The sequence below is a fragment of the Streptomyces sp. NRRL S-646 genome (assembly GCF_000720765.1).
GTDB lineage: Bacteria > Actinomycetota > Actinomycetes > Streptomycetales > Streptomycetaceae > Streptomyces.
Genome location: NZ_JODC01000005.1, coordinates 769984 through 784315, shown reverse-complemented (window position 1 = coordinate 784315; position 14332 = coordinate 769984). Strand labels below are relative to the sequence as shown.

The 14332-nt window shown below is 69.7% G+C and carries 15 protein-coding genes and 1 pseudogene; 7 read left to right on the top strand and 9 right to left on the bottom strand.

Annotation, left to right across the window (positions count from 1 at the left end; translation table 11 throughout):
• Positions 1-263: 263 nt before the first annotated feature.
• Genes IH68_RS0113495 through IH68_RS0113480 form a run of 4 tightly spaced genes read right to left on the bottom strand, consistent with a single transcriptional unit; the run spans position 264 to position 3862 of the window.
• Positions 264-1355, bottom strand: a complete 1092-nt coding sequence (locus IH68_RS0113495; RefSeq protein ID WP_030933628.1) for an amidohydrolase family protein — start codon at positions 1353-1355, stop codon at positions 264-266.
• A 21-nt stretch (positions 1356-1376) separates the two neighbouring features.
• Positions 1377-2168 (bottom strand): amino acid ABC transporter ATP-binding protein, encoded by a 792-nt coding sequence (locus tag IH68_RS0113490; protein WP_030933625.1) that lies wholly within the window; start codon positions 2166-2168, stop codon positions 1377-1379.
• Positions 2165-3001: an amino acid ABC transporter permease gene (locus IH68_RS0113485; protein ID WP_030933622.1), complete on the bottom strand. Its 837-nt coding sequence runs from the start codon at positions 2999-3001 to the stop codon at positions 2165-2167. Before IH68_RS0113485 ends, IH68_RS0113490 begins: the two co-directional genes overlap by 4 nt.
• Before the next feature lie 3 nt (positions 3002-3004).
• Positions 3005-3862, bottom strand: coding sequence for an ABC transporter substrate-binding protein (locus IH68_RS0113480; protein WP_030933619.1), 858 nt, complete (start codon positions 3860-3862; stop codon positions 3005-3007).
• 188 nt (positions 3863-4050) lie between these two features.
• On the opposite strand from IH68_RS0113480, the gene IH68_RS0113475 reads away from it, so the two are divergent.
• The 6 genes from IH68_RS0113475 (at position 4051) to thpD (ending at position 8861) form a co-directional block, all read left to right on the top strand.
• Entirely contained in the window at positions 4051-5151 is a 1101-nt protein-coding gene (locus IH68_RS0113475) for a pyridoxal-phosphate-dependent aminotransferase family protein (RefSeq protein WP_030933616.1), read from the top strand.
• A 28-nt stretch (positions 5152-5179) separates the two neighbouring features.
• Positions 5180-5347: a DUF664 domain-containing protein gene (locus IH68_RS59760; RefSeq protein WP_078912436.1), complete on the top strand. Its 168-nt coding sequence runs from the start codon at positions 5180-5182 to the stop codon at positions 5345-5347.
• Between the two features lie 318 nt (positions 5348-5665).
• The gene (gene ectA / locus IH68_RS0113470) at positions 5666-6172 is read left to right on the top strand and encodes a diaminobutyrate acetyltransferase (RefSeq protein ID WP_030933613.1); all 507 of its coding nucleotides are present in this window, start codon (positions 5666-5668) and stop codon (positions 6170-6172) included.
• Positions 6173-6253: 81 nt separating this feature from the next.
• Positions 6254-7525 (top strand): diaminobutyrate--2-oxoglutarate transaminase, encoded by a 1272-nt coding sequence (ectB, locus tag IH68_RS0113465; protein ID WP_030933610.1) that lies wholly within the window; start codon positions 6254-6256, stop codon positions 7523-7525.
• A gap of 30 nt (positions 7526-7555) precedes the next feature.
• Entirely contained in the window at positions 7556-7966 is a 411-nt protein-coding gene (locus tag IH68_RS0113460) for an ectoine synthase (RefSeq protein WP_030933607.1), read from the top strand.
• A gap of 7 nt (positions 7967-7973) precedes the next feature.
• Positions 7974-8861 carry an ectoine hydroxylase gene (gene thpD, locus IH68_RS0113455; RefSeq protein WP_030933605.1) on the top strand — a complete coding sequence of 296 codons (888 nt, stop codon included), beginning with the start codon at positions 7974-7976 and terminating at the stop codon, positions 8859-8861.
• 119 nt (positions 8862-8980) lie between these two features.
• Here the strand turns inward: thpD and IH68_RS59755 are convergent.
• The 5 genes and pseudogenes from IH68_RS59755 to IH68_RS0113435 form a co-directional block, all read right to left on the bottom strand.
• Positions 8981-9308: pseudogene (locus IH68_RS59755) on the bottom strand (hypothetical protein); the annotation flags it as partial.
• 57 nt (positions 9309-9365) lie between these two features.
• A complete protein-coding gene (locus IH68_RS0113450; RefSeq protein WP_037884756.1) occupies positions 9366-10415 on the bottom strand; it encodes an aminotransferase class V-fold PLP-dependent enzyme in 1050 nt (349 codons plus the stop codon).
• A gap of 100 nt (positions 10416-10515) precedes the next feature.
• Positions 10516-11232: a DsbA family oxidoreductase gene (locus IH68_RS0113445; RefSeq protein ID WP_030933599.1), complete on the bottom strand. Its 717-nt coding sequence runs from the start codon at positions 11230-11232 to the stop codon at positions 10516-10518.
• 81 nt (positions 11233-11313) lie between these two features.
• On the bottom strand, positions 11314-11838 hold the full coding sequence (locus IH68_RS0113440) for a GNAT family N-acetyltransferase (protein ID WP_030933596.1): 525 nt from the start codon (positions 11836-11838) through the stop codon (positions 11314-11316).
• The gene (locus IH68_RS0113435) at positions 11835-12830 is read right to left on the bottom strand and encodes a GlxA family transcriptional regulator (RefSeq protein WP_030933593.1); all 996 of its coding nucleotides are present in this window, start codon (positions 12828-12830) and stop codon (positions 11835-11837) included. The genes IH68_RS0113440 and IH68_RS0113435 overlap by 4 nt, the downstream gene beginning before the upstream one ends.
• A 70-nt stretch (positions 12831-12900) precedes the next feature.
• Between IH68_RS0113435 and IH68_RS0113430 the strand changes: the two genes are divergently transcribed.
• Complete coding sequence (locus IH68_RS0113430) at positions 12901-14268, top strand: MFS transporter (RefSeq protein ID WP_030933589.1); 1368 nt, start codon at positions 12901-12903, stop codon at positions 14266-14268.
• The last annotated feature ends 64 nt before the right edge of the window (positions 14269-14332 follow it).

Here is a 14332-nt window from a genome sequence, read left to right as displayed (position 1 = left end):
ACCAGCTCAACATGCCCATGCCCGCCGACCGGCCGGGATGCCGCACCGCCACACATTCAGGTGAAGACAAAACACCTATGCACTCACGTACCGCCCTCTCAGAGGATTCTTGCTCGGGACCCGTCAAGAATTGCGCACCAGGGGTGATCTGACGGCATTCCGGCGCCACTTCACCCCATCGTGCGTTCGTCGTGAACGTTTTCGAATCGCCAGGCACAGGCGTTCCACTCTTTCACCGCCGTATCGCCTCGCGCCCGCGTCGGCTAGCCGACGACGTGTCCGTTCACCACTACCCGCCGAGGGGTCTCCAGTACACGTACGTCGGCCCGTGGATCGCTTTCGTACACCACGAGGTCGGCCGGGGCCCCCTCCTCCAGGCCGGGGCGGCCGAGCCACTTGCGGGCGCCCCAGGTGGTCGCCGACAGCGCCTCGACGGGTGGGATGCCGGCGGTGACCAGCTCCGCCACCTCGCCCGCCACCAGGCCGTGCGCGAGGTGGCCGCCTGCGTCGGTGCCGACGTAGACCGGGATGCCGGCGTCGTAGGCGTTGCGTACGGTGTCGTAGCGGCGTTCGTGGAGCCGGCGCATATGGGCCGACCACCGCGGGAACTTGTCCTGGCCGCCGTCGGCGAGCTGCGGGAAGGTCGCGATGTTGACGAGGGTCGGGACGATCGCGACGCCGCGCGAGGCGAAGAGGGGGATCAGGTCGTCGGTCAGGCCCGTCGCGTGCTCGATGCAGTCGATGCCGGCCTCGACCAGGTCCTGCAGGGAGTTCTCCGCGAAGCAGTGCGCGGTGACGCGGGCGCCGAGGCGGTGGGCCTCGGCGATGGCCGCCTCCACGGCCTCACGGGGCCAGCTGGGGGCCAGGTCGCCGAGGTCGCGGTCGATCCAGTCGCCGACCAGCTTCACCCAGCCGTCGCCGCGGGTCGCCTCCCGGGCGACGTAGGCGACGAGATCCTCCGGTTCGATCTCGTGCGCGTAGCCGCGCATGTAGCGGCGGGTGCGGGCGATGTGGCGTCCCGCCCTGATGATCTTCGGGAGGTCTTCGCGGTCGTCGATCCAGCGGGTGTCCGAGGGCGAGCCCGCGTCGCGGATGAGCAGGGTGCCGGCCTCGCGGTCGGTGAGCGCCTGCTTCTCGGCGACGTCCTGCTCGACCGGGCCGTGCGGGCCGAGGCCGACGTGGCAGTGGGCGTCGACGAGCCCGGGGAGGGTCCAGCCCTCGACGGTACGGATGTCGCGGGCGCCGGCGGGACGGTCGTACGAGACCCGGCCGCCGACGACCCACAGCTCGTCCCGGACGTCTTCGGGTCCTGCCAGGACCCGGCCCTTCACATGCAGCACCGCACGATCGCTCATGTACCGCACCCTAATGACCGCCTAGTCGGCCTTGCCCACCTGGTCCGAGGTCTCCTCCTCCACCTGGGCCATGGCCGGGTCGAGGAGCCGGGACAGGAAGTGGCGGGTGCGTTCGTGGGTGGGGGCGCCGATGACCTGGCCGGGGGTGCCGTCCTCCACGATCGCGCCGGCGTCCATGAAGACGACCCGGTCGGCGACCTCGCGGGCGAAGGTCATCTCGTGGGTGACGACCATCATCGTCATGCCCTCGTCGGCGAGCATGCGCATCACGGCCAGTACGTCCCCCACCAGCTCGGGGTCGAGCGCCGAGGTCGGCTCGTCGAACAGCATCACCTCGGGGCCCATGGACAGCGAGCGCGCGATCGCCACACGCTGCTGCTGGCCGCCGGAGAGGGAGGCCGGGTAGGCGTCCGCCTTCTCCGACAGGCCCACGCGCTCCAGGTTCTCGGCGGCGACCTGCGCGGCCTTCGCCCTGTCCCGCCTGAGCACCCGGCGCTGCGGCAGCGTGAGGTTCTCGGTCACCGTGAGGTGCGGGAAGAGGTTGAACTGCTGGAAGACCATGCCGATACGGCGGCGTACGGCGTCGATGTCGACATCGGGGTCGGTGAGTTCGGTGCCGCCCACGAAGACCTGGCCCTTGGTGGGCTCCTCCAGCAGGTTCACACAGCGCAGCAGGGTCGACTTGCCCGAGCCGGACGGGCCGATGACGCAGACGACCTCGCCCTGGCCGATCTCCAGGTCGATGCCGCGCAGCACCTCGTTGTCGCCGAAGGACTTGTGCAGGCCGCGTACTTCGATTTCCGGACGGCTCATTTGACGGCCTCCTGGGCCTTCGCCTCCATACGGCGTACGACGAAGCCGAGAGGGATCGTGATCAGCAGGTAGCACAGGCCGGCAACCAGGATCGGCGTGGAGTTGGCGGTCGTACTGGCCAGGTCACGGCCGTACTTGGACAGTTCGCGCTCCTCCAGCGTGACGCCGAGGAACAGGACGAGCGAGGAGTCCTTGAAGAGCAGGACGAGCTCGTTGGTCAGCGGCGGGAGGATGATGCGGAACGCCTGCGGGATGATGATCGAGACCATGGCACGGCCCGGAGAGAAGCCCAGCGAACGGGCCGCCTCCATCTGCCCCTTGGGCACCGCCTGGATGCCCGCGCGGATCGTCTCGGCCATGTAGGCGGCTGCGACCAGGCCGAGCGCGAGCGCCACCTTTCCGTAGGTGCCGCCGACGATCTCCGTGCCGGGGAAGGCCAGCGGGACGGCGACCCCGATGAAGATGAAGATCAGCAGGGCGGGCAGACCGCGGAAGATCTCGATGTAGATGCCGGCCAGCCAGCGGTACGGGCCCACGGACGACAGCCGCATCAGAGCGATCACCATGCCGAGCGCCAGTCCGACGACGAACCCGGACACCGTGTACAGCACGGTGTTCTTCAGCGCCATCGTGATGATGTCCGGGAACATCTGCTTGGCGATGCTGCCCTGCGCGAACTGGTTCTTCAGCCGCCCCCAGTCCGCCGAGACCGCGAAGGCGATCACGGCGGCGACGAAGACGACGTACTGGGCCCCGCGCGACAGGCTACGCTTCTGACTACGCGTCAGACCCTTTTTCCTGGGCTGGAGTTGTACGTCCGTGTCGGTGGTCATGGGTCAGGACGCAGCAGGGGACGGGGAGGCGGCGGCGGGGTTGTACGGGCCGATCCACTTCTCGTACAGCTTCTTGTACGTGCCGTCGGCCCTGGCGTCCTTGATCGCCTTGTTGATGGCGGCGAGGAGCTTGGTGTTGCCCTTCTTCACCGTGAAGCCGTACTGCTCACCGGTGTTGAGGTTGTCGGCGACCTTGAACTTGTCCGCGTTGGCCTTGTCCTTGAGCCAGCCCTGGACCACCGGGTAGTCGATGATGACGGCCTTGACCTGGCCGGTGCGCAGGCCGTTGAGGACGGCGTCGGAGGACTCGAAGGAGACCGGGTCGAAGCCCTGCTTCTTCGCGTAGTCCTCGCCGGTGGTCTGTGCCTGGGCGCCGAGCTTGACCTTCTTGGCCTTCGCGTCGGCGAGCGAGGTGATGCCGCTGTTCTTGTCGACCAGGAGGGCCTGGGTGGCGTCGAAGTAGGGGTCCGAGAAGTCGACGTTCTTCTTGCGCTCGGCGGTGATGGTCATGCCGGCCGCGGCCACGTCGCACTCGCCGGAGTTGAGGAACGCGCCGGTCTTGAAGTTCTCGAACGGCGTGTCGAGGATCTGCTGCTTCACGCCCAGGTCCTTGGCGACGAGGTCGATCAAGGACACGTCGAAGCCCTGCACCTTGCCGTTGATCTCCGACTGGAAGGGCGGGTACGGCAGGTGGGTGCAGGTGGTGAGCTGTCCGGCCTTGACGAGCTCGACGCCGCCGGCGGCGGTCTTGCTCCCGCTGCCACCGTTGCCGGTGGATGTGCAGGCAGCCACGAGCACCAGCCCGGCCGTCGCGGTGGTGGCGGCCAGAATGCGGGTCCGGCGCCCGGAGAACGTCTTCACGGGTGGCCTCCTGTGTGGGAACTGTGGGTTCCGATTATAAGGAGATGTTTGGGTCTCTCAAATCAAACCGATGGTTGCGGGGCTGTCCGGCCTAAGAAGTCGCAAGTGGCGGGAGTGGCACGAGTGGGGTCACGGGTGGTGGATACCCTCGACCGAGCCGACCACTCGTGAGCGAAGAGAGCACCCTCGTGACCCACCCTTTCCTCGATCTGCCCCCGATGAGCGCCGCGCACTTCGCGTCGATCGAGGACCGGGTGGCGCGGCTGCTCGGCACCGAGCAGGATGTCGTGATCATGCAGGGCGAGGCGCTGCTGCCGCTGGAGGGGGCGATTCGCGCCGTCGCAGGGCCAGGGACGGTCGCGCTTAACGTCGTCACGGGGCCGTACGGGCAGACCTTCGGGAACTGGCTGCGGGACTGCGGGGCGACGGTCGTCGACCTGGCCGTGCCCTTCCACACGGCGGTCACCGCCGAGCAGATCCGGGCCGCGTTCGCCGAGCGCCCTGAGATCGACTTCGTGTCGCTGGTGCACGCGGAGGCGGCGACCGGAAACACCAACCCCGTTGCGGAGATCGGGGAGGTCGTACGGGAGCACGGGGCACTGTTCTACCTGGACGCCGTCGCCTCCATCGGGGCCGAGCCGGTGCTGCCGGACGCATGGGGTGTGGATCTGTGCGTCATCGGGGCGCAGAAGGCGATGGGCGGGCCGGCCGGGGTGTCGGCGGTGTCGGTGAGCGAGCGGGCGTGGGCGCGGATGGCCGCCAATCCGAGGGCGCCGCGGCGGTCGTATCTGTCGCTGCTGGACTGGAAGGAGCGGTGGGTCGACGCCGGGCGCAAGGCGCTGCTGCATGCGCCGGCACAGCTGGAGATGCTGGCGCTTCAGGCGTGCGTCGAGCGGATCGAAGGGGCGGGGCTGGATGCCGTCATGGCCCGGCATGCGGCGGCCGCGGCGGCGACCCGGGCGGGGGCCGTGGCTCTGGGTGGGGGGCTGGAGCCGTATGTGTACGAGGCGCGGGAGGCTGCGCCGGTTGCGACGACGCTGAGGGTCCCTGCCGGGGTTGTGGCGTCGGAGCTGGTGGCTCGGGCGCTGGAGGGTGACCCTTCGCTGCCGTTGGCGGCGGGTGGGGGTGCCTTTGCCAAGGAGATGGTTCGGGTCAATCACTATGGGATGGATGCTTCGGTGGGGGTGGTGCAGGGGTGCCTGGCGGCGCTGGGCGCTGCGCTGGCCGAGCGGGGGGTGGCGGTCGACCTTGCGGGGGCTCGGCGGGCTGTGGAGCAGAGCTGGGGCTGACCGACGCCCGCGGCGGAGCCGCTGATGGATGCGGCTTCGCCCCCGCCGCCCCTTCCCGTCCCGACCCGGGGCCGGCCCCCGGACCCCCGCTCCTCAAACGCCGGAGGGGCTGAATTTGGCGGTCGAGGAGTACGCCCGGACCAACGGGCACGCGGATATCTTGCGGGAACGGATCGACGGAGTAACCCGCGCCTAATTCCTGGCCAAACTCCGGGTGTAATTCGGGAATTCACTTCTGCACAGCTTCCCGTATTCTTCTGCCCGCTTTTCCCCGACCTAAACGCAAAGATTTCGCGAACGCCAACCGGGGGAATTCGGGCAGATCTCGTGGGGGTTACATGCTTGTGACGCGTTACACATCACGGTCGATTTGCCCGGTATTTTCCGGACAATACCGCCGATACCATCCCCACCCCCTGCGATCGTCCGCGCCCGCGTGATAACACACAAGCCCGCTGTTCGTAACCCTCACCGGCGATGCAATTTCGAATTTCCCTCGGTAAATTCAATCCGCATGACTGCCGCTCAAGCAGATCTGCACATCGACCGTCCGCAGGTCGCGGACGGAGCCGCGTTGTGGCGGATTGCCAAGGACTCGAAGGCCCTCGACCTGAACTCGTCGTACAGCTATCTGCTGTGGTGTCGCGACTTCGCGGCCACCTCGGCCGTGGCCCGCGACGGGCGCGGGGAGCCGGTCGGCTTCGTCACCGCCTACGTACGGCCGGACCGCCCGCGCACCCTGCTGGTGTGGCAGGTGGCCGTGGACGAGGCGTACCGCGGGCGCGGGCTCGCCGGCGCACTGCTCGACGGGCTCGTCGCGCGGGCCGGTGCCGCGCACCGGATCACCGCCGTCGAGACGACCATCACACCCGGCAACACCGGCTCCGAGCGTCTGTTCACCTCGTTCGCCGAGCGGCACGGCGCCCTCGTGGAGCGCGAGGTGCTGTTCGACGAGGGCCTGTTCCCCGACGGGCCGCACGACCCCGAAGTCCTGTACCGCATCGGTCCCCTCTCCCTCTGACCGACACCGATGACGGCACGCAAGACCCACCCCACTGACGACCCACACGCACTCCCCCCACGCAACGAGGAGCGATTCGTCGTGACCATCACCCAGCCCGACCTCAGCGTCTTCGAGACACTCGAGTCCGAGGTGCGCAGCTACTGCCGCGGCTGGCCCACCGTCTTCGACCGTGCGCACGGCAGCCGCATGTACGACGAGGACGGCCATGAGTACCTGGACTTCTTCGCCGGAGCGGGCTCGCTGAACTACGGCCACAACAACCCCGTCCTGAAACGGGCGTTGATCGACTACCTGGAGCGGGACGGCGTCACGCACGGGCTCGACATGTCGACCACCGCCAAGCGTTCCTTCCTGCAGACCTTCCAGGATCTGGTGCTGCGGCCCCGTGACCTGCCGTACAAGGTCATGTTCCCGGGCCCGACCGGCACCAACGCCGTGGAGTCCGCGCTCAAGCTCGCGCGGAAGGTGAAGGGGCGCGAGGCCATCGTGTCGTTCACCAATGCCTTCCACGGGATGTCCCTGGGGTCGCTGGCCGTCACCGGTAACGCCTTCAAGCGGGCCGGGGCCGGCATCCCGCTCGTCCACGGCACGCCCATGCCGTTCGACAACTACTTCGACGGCAAGGTGCCGGACTTCCTGTGGTTCGAGCGGCTCCTGGAGGACCAGGGGTCCGGGCTCAACAAGCCCGCCGCCGTGATCGTCGAGACCGTGCAGGGCGAGGGCGGCATCAACGTCGCACGGCCCGAGTGGCTGCGGGCGCTGGCCGAGCTGTGCGAGCGCCAGGACATGCTGCTCATCGTCGACGACATCCAGATGGGCTGCGGTCGTACGGGTGCCTTTTTCTCCTTCGAGGAGGCCGGCATCACGCCCGACATCGTCACCGTGTCCAAGTCGATCAGCGGCTACGGACTGCCCATGTCGCTGTGCCTGTTCAAGCCCGAGCTGGACATCTGGGAGCCGGGCGAGCACAACGGCACCTTCCGCGGCAACAACCCCGCCTTCGTCACGGCCACGGCCGCCCTGGAGGCGTACTGGGCGGACGGGTCCGCGATGGAGAAGCAGACCCGGGCGCGCGGCGAACAGGTCGAGCAGGCCTTCGCCGCCATCACCGAGGAGAACCGCGCCGACGTCAAGGAGTACCGCGGCCGCGGGCTCGTGTGGGGCCTGGAGTTCCACGACAAGGAGCGGGCCGGTCGGATCGCCAAGCGCGCCTTCGAACTCGGGCTGCTCATCGAGACGTCGGGCCCCGAGAGCGAGGTCGTCAAGCTCCTCCCGGCGCTCACCGTCACGGCCGACGAGTTGGACGAGGGGCTCAGCATCCTCGCCCGCGCCGTACGCGAAACCATCTAGCCACCACCAGCAAGGAGTAGTGCAAGCACCGTGATCGTCCGTTCGTTCAAGGACATCGAAGGCACCGACCGGCATGTGAAGGCCGCGTCCGGCACGTGGGAGAGCAAACGCATCGTCCTCGCCAAGGAGAGGGTCGGCTTCTCCCTGCACGAGACGATTCTGTACGCGGGTACGGAGACGTCGATGTGGTACGCGAACCACATCGAGGCCGTCGTGTGCGTCGAGGGCGAGGCCGAGCTCACCGACGACGAGACCGGGCAGAAGTACACGATCACGCCCGGCACCATGTACCTCCTCGACGGCCACGAGCGGCACACGATGCGGATCAAGGAGGACTTCCGCTGCATCTGTGTCTTCAACCCGCCCGTGACCGGCCGGGAGGACCACGACGAGAACGGCGTGTACCCGCTGCTCACCGAGCCCGAGCCCGAGGAGGTGTGACATCACCATGACCACCGTCACCGATCTCTACCCCAGCCGCGGCACCACCGAGGTGTCGACCCCGCGCCAGGACCCCGTCGTGTGGGGCTCCCCCGACACACCGGGCCCGATCACGTCCGGCGACCTCCAGTCGTTCGAGCGGGACGGCTTCCTGGCCATCGACCAGCTCATCGCCGACGACGAAGTCACCGTCTACCGGCAGGAGTTGGAGCGTCTCGTCACCGACCCGGCGATCCGGGCCGACGAGCGCTCGATCATCGAGCCGAAGTCCAAGGAGATCCGCTCCGTCTTCGAAGTGCACAAGATCAGCGAGGTGTTCGCGAAGCTGGTGCGCGACGAGCGGGTCGTGGGCCGGGCGCGGCAGATCCTCGGCTCGGACGTGTACGTCCACCAGTCGCGGATCAACGTCAAGCCGGGCTTCGGGGCCAGCGGCTTCTACTGGCACTCGGACTTCGAGACCTGGCACGCCGAGGACGGTCTGCCGAACATGCGGACGGTGTCCGTCTCGATCGCACTGACCGAGAACTACGACACCAACGGCGGCCTCATGATCATGCCGGGGTCGCACAAGACGTTCCTCGGGTGCGCGGGAGCCACACCCAAGGACAACTACAAGCAGTCGCTGCAGATGCAGGACGCGGGCACGCCGTCGGACGAGGCGCTGACCAAGATGGCGAGCGAGTACGGCATCAAGCTCTTCACGGGCAGGGCCGGCTCGGCGACCTGGTTCGACTGCAACTGCATGCACGGCTCGGGCGACAACATCACGCCGTTCCCGCGCAGCAACGTGTTCATCGTGTTCAACAGCGTGGAGAACGCGGCCGTTGAGCCCTTCGCTGCGCCGATTCGGCGCCCGGAGTTCATTGGAGCGAGGGACTTCACGCCCGTGCGATGAACGCCGCTGCCCCGCGACCGGCCCGCCGCGCAGCGGCAATCGGACACAGCATTGGGGCGAGGGACTTGACTCCCGTGCGGTGACTCCTCCTGGAGGAACTCATTCTGGAGCGGGCGGCGTCACAGCCAGGACAGTGACGCCGCCCGCTCCAGTACGTTCCGGACGGCGCCCTCGCCTCCGGTGGCACGGCGCGGAACCTGGTCGGCGGTGTGCCGGCCGCCGACCAGGTGGCAGAAGTCGACCGGACCCAGGGCGAGTTCGGCGCGAACCGGCTCGCCCTGAGCCCAGCACCGGCTGTGCGGTGGGGCCGAGGATGCGGACCGCCGGCCGTACCAGTCGGCCCAGGTGCCCGACGGGCGGCGGCGGGACGGCGAGGCCCAGGGCGCGGCGGATGTCGTCGCTGTGGATCCAGGTCTCGAGATCGCGCACCACGAAGTGCTCGGCGATGGCGCCGCAGATGAACAACGGCACATCCCGCGGAGCGGCCGGGCCCGCTCCAGTGCTTCAGTCGGACAGGACGTCCAGCAGCCGGTCGACGTCGGCCGCGGTGTTGTACAGGTGGAAGGCGGCACGCAGGTTGCCCGCGCGGTCGGAGACCTCCACTCCGGCGCTGCTCAACTCGCCCTGGCGGCGGCCGAGTCCGGGGACCGAGACGATCGGGGAACCGGGCGAGGGGACGGGCTCGTGGCCGAGGGAGGCCAGGCCTTCGCGGAAGCGGTCGGCGAGCGCGAGGTCGTGGGCGCGTACGGCGTCCGTGCCGAGTTCCTCCAGGAGTTCGAGGGAGCGCCGGGCGCCGGCGTAGGAGAAGAGAGCGGGACTCTCGTCGAACCGCCTTGCGGAGTGGGCGAGTTCGTCGATGGGGCCGTAGCACGCGTCCCAGGGGTGCTCCCCCGCCACCCAGCCGGCGAACAACGGGGTGAGTCCGCCGAGGTCCTCCGGGACGACGAGGAAGGCCACACCCCGCGGGCACACGAGCCACTTGAAGGCGACGGAGGCGGAGTAGTCGTGGGAGTCCGCGTCGAAGTCCAGCCATCCGGTGGCCTGGGACGCGTCGATGTACGTACGCGTCCCGTGCTCGCGCGCCGCCTCCCGGATCGCGGGCAGGTCGGCCACCCGCCCGTCGGCGGACTGCGCGGCGCTGACCGCGACCAGGGCGGTGCCGGGCCGCACGGACTCGGCGATGCGCTCCAGGGGCACGCTGCGCACCTTGAGGTCGGAGCGGACATGGAAGGGGTTCACCACGGAACTGAAGTCGCCCTCGGCGGTGAGGACTTCGGCGCCCTCCGGCAGGGAGGCGGCGATCAGCCCGCTGTAGACGGCGACCGAGGCCCCTGCCGCCACCCGGTGCTCGGGCACCCCGACAAGCCGCGCGAAACAGGCGCGGCTCGCCTCGACGTCCGCGAACATGTCGGTCGGATCACCGGCCGCGGCCGCCTCGACGGCGGTGTGCATGGCGGCCACGGTGCGGGCGGGCAGCAGCCCGGTGCTCGCGGTGTTCAGATAGGTGTTCTTCGGGGCGAACTCGGCACGGACGAGGCTCTCGAAGGTCTCCATGGATCCACTGTGAGCCCAGGAGAACCCATAGTCCATTGCCGATTTTTACGTGATTCCGCTAAGCAACGCTTATACGTCCGCCCCGACCTGCACACTTTCCTCAGTGCTGCGGCACCGCGCACCCGTCGGGGCCGCAGGCGTCCGCGTCACCCTGGTCGATCAGCTGCAGCGGCGAGCGCTCGCCCCACGCCTGGGTCAGCGCCTGGGTGAAGACCTCGGCGGGCTGGGCGCCGGAGACGCCGAACTTGCGGTCGAGCACGAAGAACGGCACGCCGTTCGCACCGAGCTCGGCAGCCTCGCGCTCGTCGGCGCGGACCTCGTCGGCGTAGGCGGTCGGGTCGGCGAGCACCTTGCGGACGGCGTCGGCCTCCAGACCCACCGCGACGGCCAGCTCCACCAGCCGCTCGTCGCCCTCGCTGAAGACGGACCGCTCCTCGGCGAAGTTCGCCTTGTAGAGGTTCTGGATCAGCTCGTCCTGCTTGCCCTGCTCCTTGGCGAAGTGCAGCAGGCGGTGCATGTCGAAGGTGTTGCCGTGGTCGCGGTCGCGGGTGCGGTACTCCAGGCCCTCGGCGGCGGCCTGCGCGCCCAGGTTCTCCTCGCCGGCCTGCGCCTGCGCCTCGCTCATGCCGTACTTCTTGGTGAGCATCCTGATCACCGGCTGGACGTCGCCCTTGGCGCGGCTGGGGTCCAGCTCGAAGGAGCGGTGCACGACCTCGACCTGGTCGCGGTGCGGAAAGGCGTCGAGCGCCTTCTCGAATCGGGCTTTCCCGACATAGCACCAGGGGCATGCGATGTCCGACCAGATCTCGACCTTCATGTTCTCGGCTCTCTCCAGCTCGTACGGGTACGGAGACGGAGACACCCTCCGCCGAGTAGGTGAACGTTCAAGCAGCGGGGATCATTCCCCGGCCGAGCTTCGATCCCAGGGCACCGCATACCGCAGGAAGAGGTGATGGTCGCCCTCGGTGGGCGGGTTCTGCGGGTCCGGGACCCAGCCCTGGCGGGCGTAGAAGGCCTGGGCGCGGTCGTTGCCGGCGTGCACGTCGAGAACGGCCGTGTGTCTGCCGTCGGCCCGCCACTGCTCGACGCAGGCGGTGTGCAGGGCCGTACCGATGCCGGAGCGCCAGTGGTCGGGGTCGACGTGGAACTGGAACAGCTTGACCGTTTCTGCCGGGGCACCCTCCGGGTTGCGGAAGGAGGCGATGCCGACCAGGCGGGCGTCGCGGACCGCGCACAGCACCTGGCCGTCGGGGCGCTCCATGGCCTGACTCCAGGCGGCCTGCCAGTCGAAGCCGTCGTCCGGCAGGCCGTCCAGGTAGTACGTGGCGCGGGCGCGCACGTGCAATGCGGCGACGGCGGCGGCCTCGGCCGGCAGGGCGGTTCTGATCACCAGGGAGTCGACGGTCCGGTTCGCTCTGATCATGCAGCGGAGGACGTGGCGGCGGTGGCCTCGGTTCCAAGGCGGGTGAACTGTGCCCGGTAGGCGCTCGGCGTCAGACCGGTCCGGCGGACCACATGGGCCCGGAGGGAGTCCGCCGTGCCCAGACCACAGGCGCGGGCGACCTGGTCCATGGGCAGGGTGGTGGTCTCCAGGAGTTCCCTGGCGCGCTCGATGCGCTGGTGCAGCAGCCACTGCAGGGGGCTGACACCGCTCTCGGCGTGGAAGCGGCGTGTGAGGGTGCGGACGGAGACGCCCGCATGGCGGGCCAGGTCGGTCAGGGTGAGCGGCTTGTCGAGGTTGCGCATGGCCCAGCCGCGGGTGTCGGCACAGACGGTGCCGCGCTCGGGCGGCAGCGGGGTGTGCGTGAACTGGGTCTGGCCGCCGGGCCGTACGGGGGCGACGAGGGCCAGCCGGGCGACCTCGTTGGCGACGGCGGCGCCGTAGTCGGTGCGGATGATGTGCAGGCAGAGGTCGATGCCGGCGGCGTAGCCGGAGGCCGTGACGTAAGGGCCGTCCTGGACGTACAGCACGTCTCCCTGCAGGTCGACCTGCGGGTAGCGCCTGCGCAGTTCCTCGGCGTGCGCCCAGTACGTCGTGGCCCTGCGGCCCTCGAGCAGGCCCGCCTCGGCGAGTTGGAAGGCGCCGGTGCACAGGGAGGCGATCCGCTTGCCGGCGTCGGCGGCCTCACGGACGGCGGCCACGATCCGCGGGTCCGGCTCGTAGGGTGCGCCCGTACCGGCGACGACCACCGTGTCCGCCTGCGGCACGGCCTCCAGCCCGTCGCGTACGTACAGGTCGAGCCCTCCGCTGGTGGGCACGGGCCCGGGCTCGGCGGCGCAGATGACCACGTCGTAGCCCGGCCGTCCGTCCACCTCGACCTTGCCGAACAGCAGCTCGGGGATGGCCAGGTTGAACATCGACACGGGCGAGGGCGCGATCACGGCGATCCGGTGCGGGGCGAGCCGGTCGGACATGGCCAGAACCTCCGGGTGCATGGCATTCGGGCCACTACTGTACGACGGCGGAGCTCAGCAGCATGGAGTCATGTCGACCGACCGGATCCTCCAGGCCGTACAACCCGCCCACTCCGAGGCGGAGTTGACGCCCAAGCGGCCCTCCCCCGGGCTCACCCTCACCGCCGCCCTCCTCGGCTTCGCGCTGATCTGCCTCGACGCGTCCGTGGTGAACGTGGCTCTGCCCGCGATCGGCTCCTCCCTCGGCGCGGGGATGTCCGGCCTGCAGTGGGTGGTGGACGCCTACACCCTTCCCTTCGCCGCGCTGATGCTGTCCACGGGGGCCTTCGCGGACCGGACCGGGGCGAGCCGCGCGTTCGCGCTCGGCACCGCGGTCTTCACGCTGGCCTCGGCGGCCTGCGGGCTGGCGCCGAACCTGCCGTCCCTGATCGGCGCGCGGGTGGTGCAGGGCGGTGCGGCGGCCGTCGTGCTCCCGGCCTCGCTGGCGCTGGTGCGGCAGGCTTATCCGGAGCCGAAGCGGCGTGCGCGGGCGGTGGCGACGTGGGCCGCCGGCGGTTCGGTGGCGGTCGCGCTGGGTCCGGTGGCGGGCGGTCTGCTGACCACGGCGTGGGACTGGCGCGGGATCTTCTTCGTGAACCTGCCGGTGGGGGCGCTGATCGTGGCCCTGCTCGTGCGCGCCCCGCGCTCCGAACGCCGCCCCTCGCCCCTGGACCTGCCGGGGCAGGCGACGGCGGTGGTGGCGCTCACCGGTCTGACGTTCGCGGTGATCGAGGGCGGTACGGCCGGGTGGGCGGCCCTGGCCGTCGCCGTCCTGGCGGCCATGGCCTTCTTCCGCGTGGAGACCCGCAGCCCGCACCCCGTCGTCCCCCTCGGGCTGTTCCGCAACCGGACTGTGGCCGTGACCGTCGCGGCGGGCGCGGCGGTGAGCGTGGCCTTCTACAGCGTGGTGTTCGTCTTCTCTCTCTTCTTCCAGCAGGTCCAGGGCCTGTCCGCGCTGCACGCCGGGCTGGCGTTCCTGCCCATGACGGGCCTGATCGCGGTGACGAACGTGGCGGCGGGCAAGCTCGCGGGGCGGTACGGGCCGCGGCTGCCGATGCTGGTGGGGCAGGCGCTGGCCGTCGCGGGACTGCTCGTCCTGCTGTACGTCGACGCCGGCACGTCTTCCGTCCTGGTGGCCGCGCTCCTCGTGCCGCTGGCCCTGGGCTGCGCGCTGACGGTGCCACCGCTGACGGCGGCGATGATGGACGCGGTGCCGGCGGAGCGGGCCGGACTCGCGGCCGGTGTGCTCAATGCTGCGCGGCAGGTGGCGGGGGGTTTGGGGATCGCGGTGTTCGGGACGCTGGTGTCCGACGGGTTTACCGGAGGCCTGCGGTGGAGCCTGGTGATCAGCGCGGGGTTGCTCGCCGTGACGGCTGCGGCTACGTCCCGGTTGCGGTAGCGCCCTGAAGGGGCGCGGGGAACTGCGCGACCAGCCACGACGGCGCCGCAGACGAACACCGCAC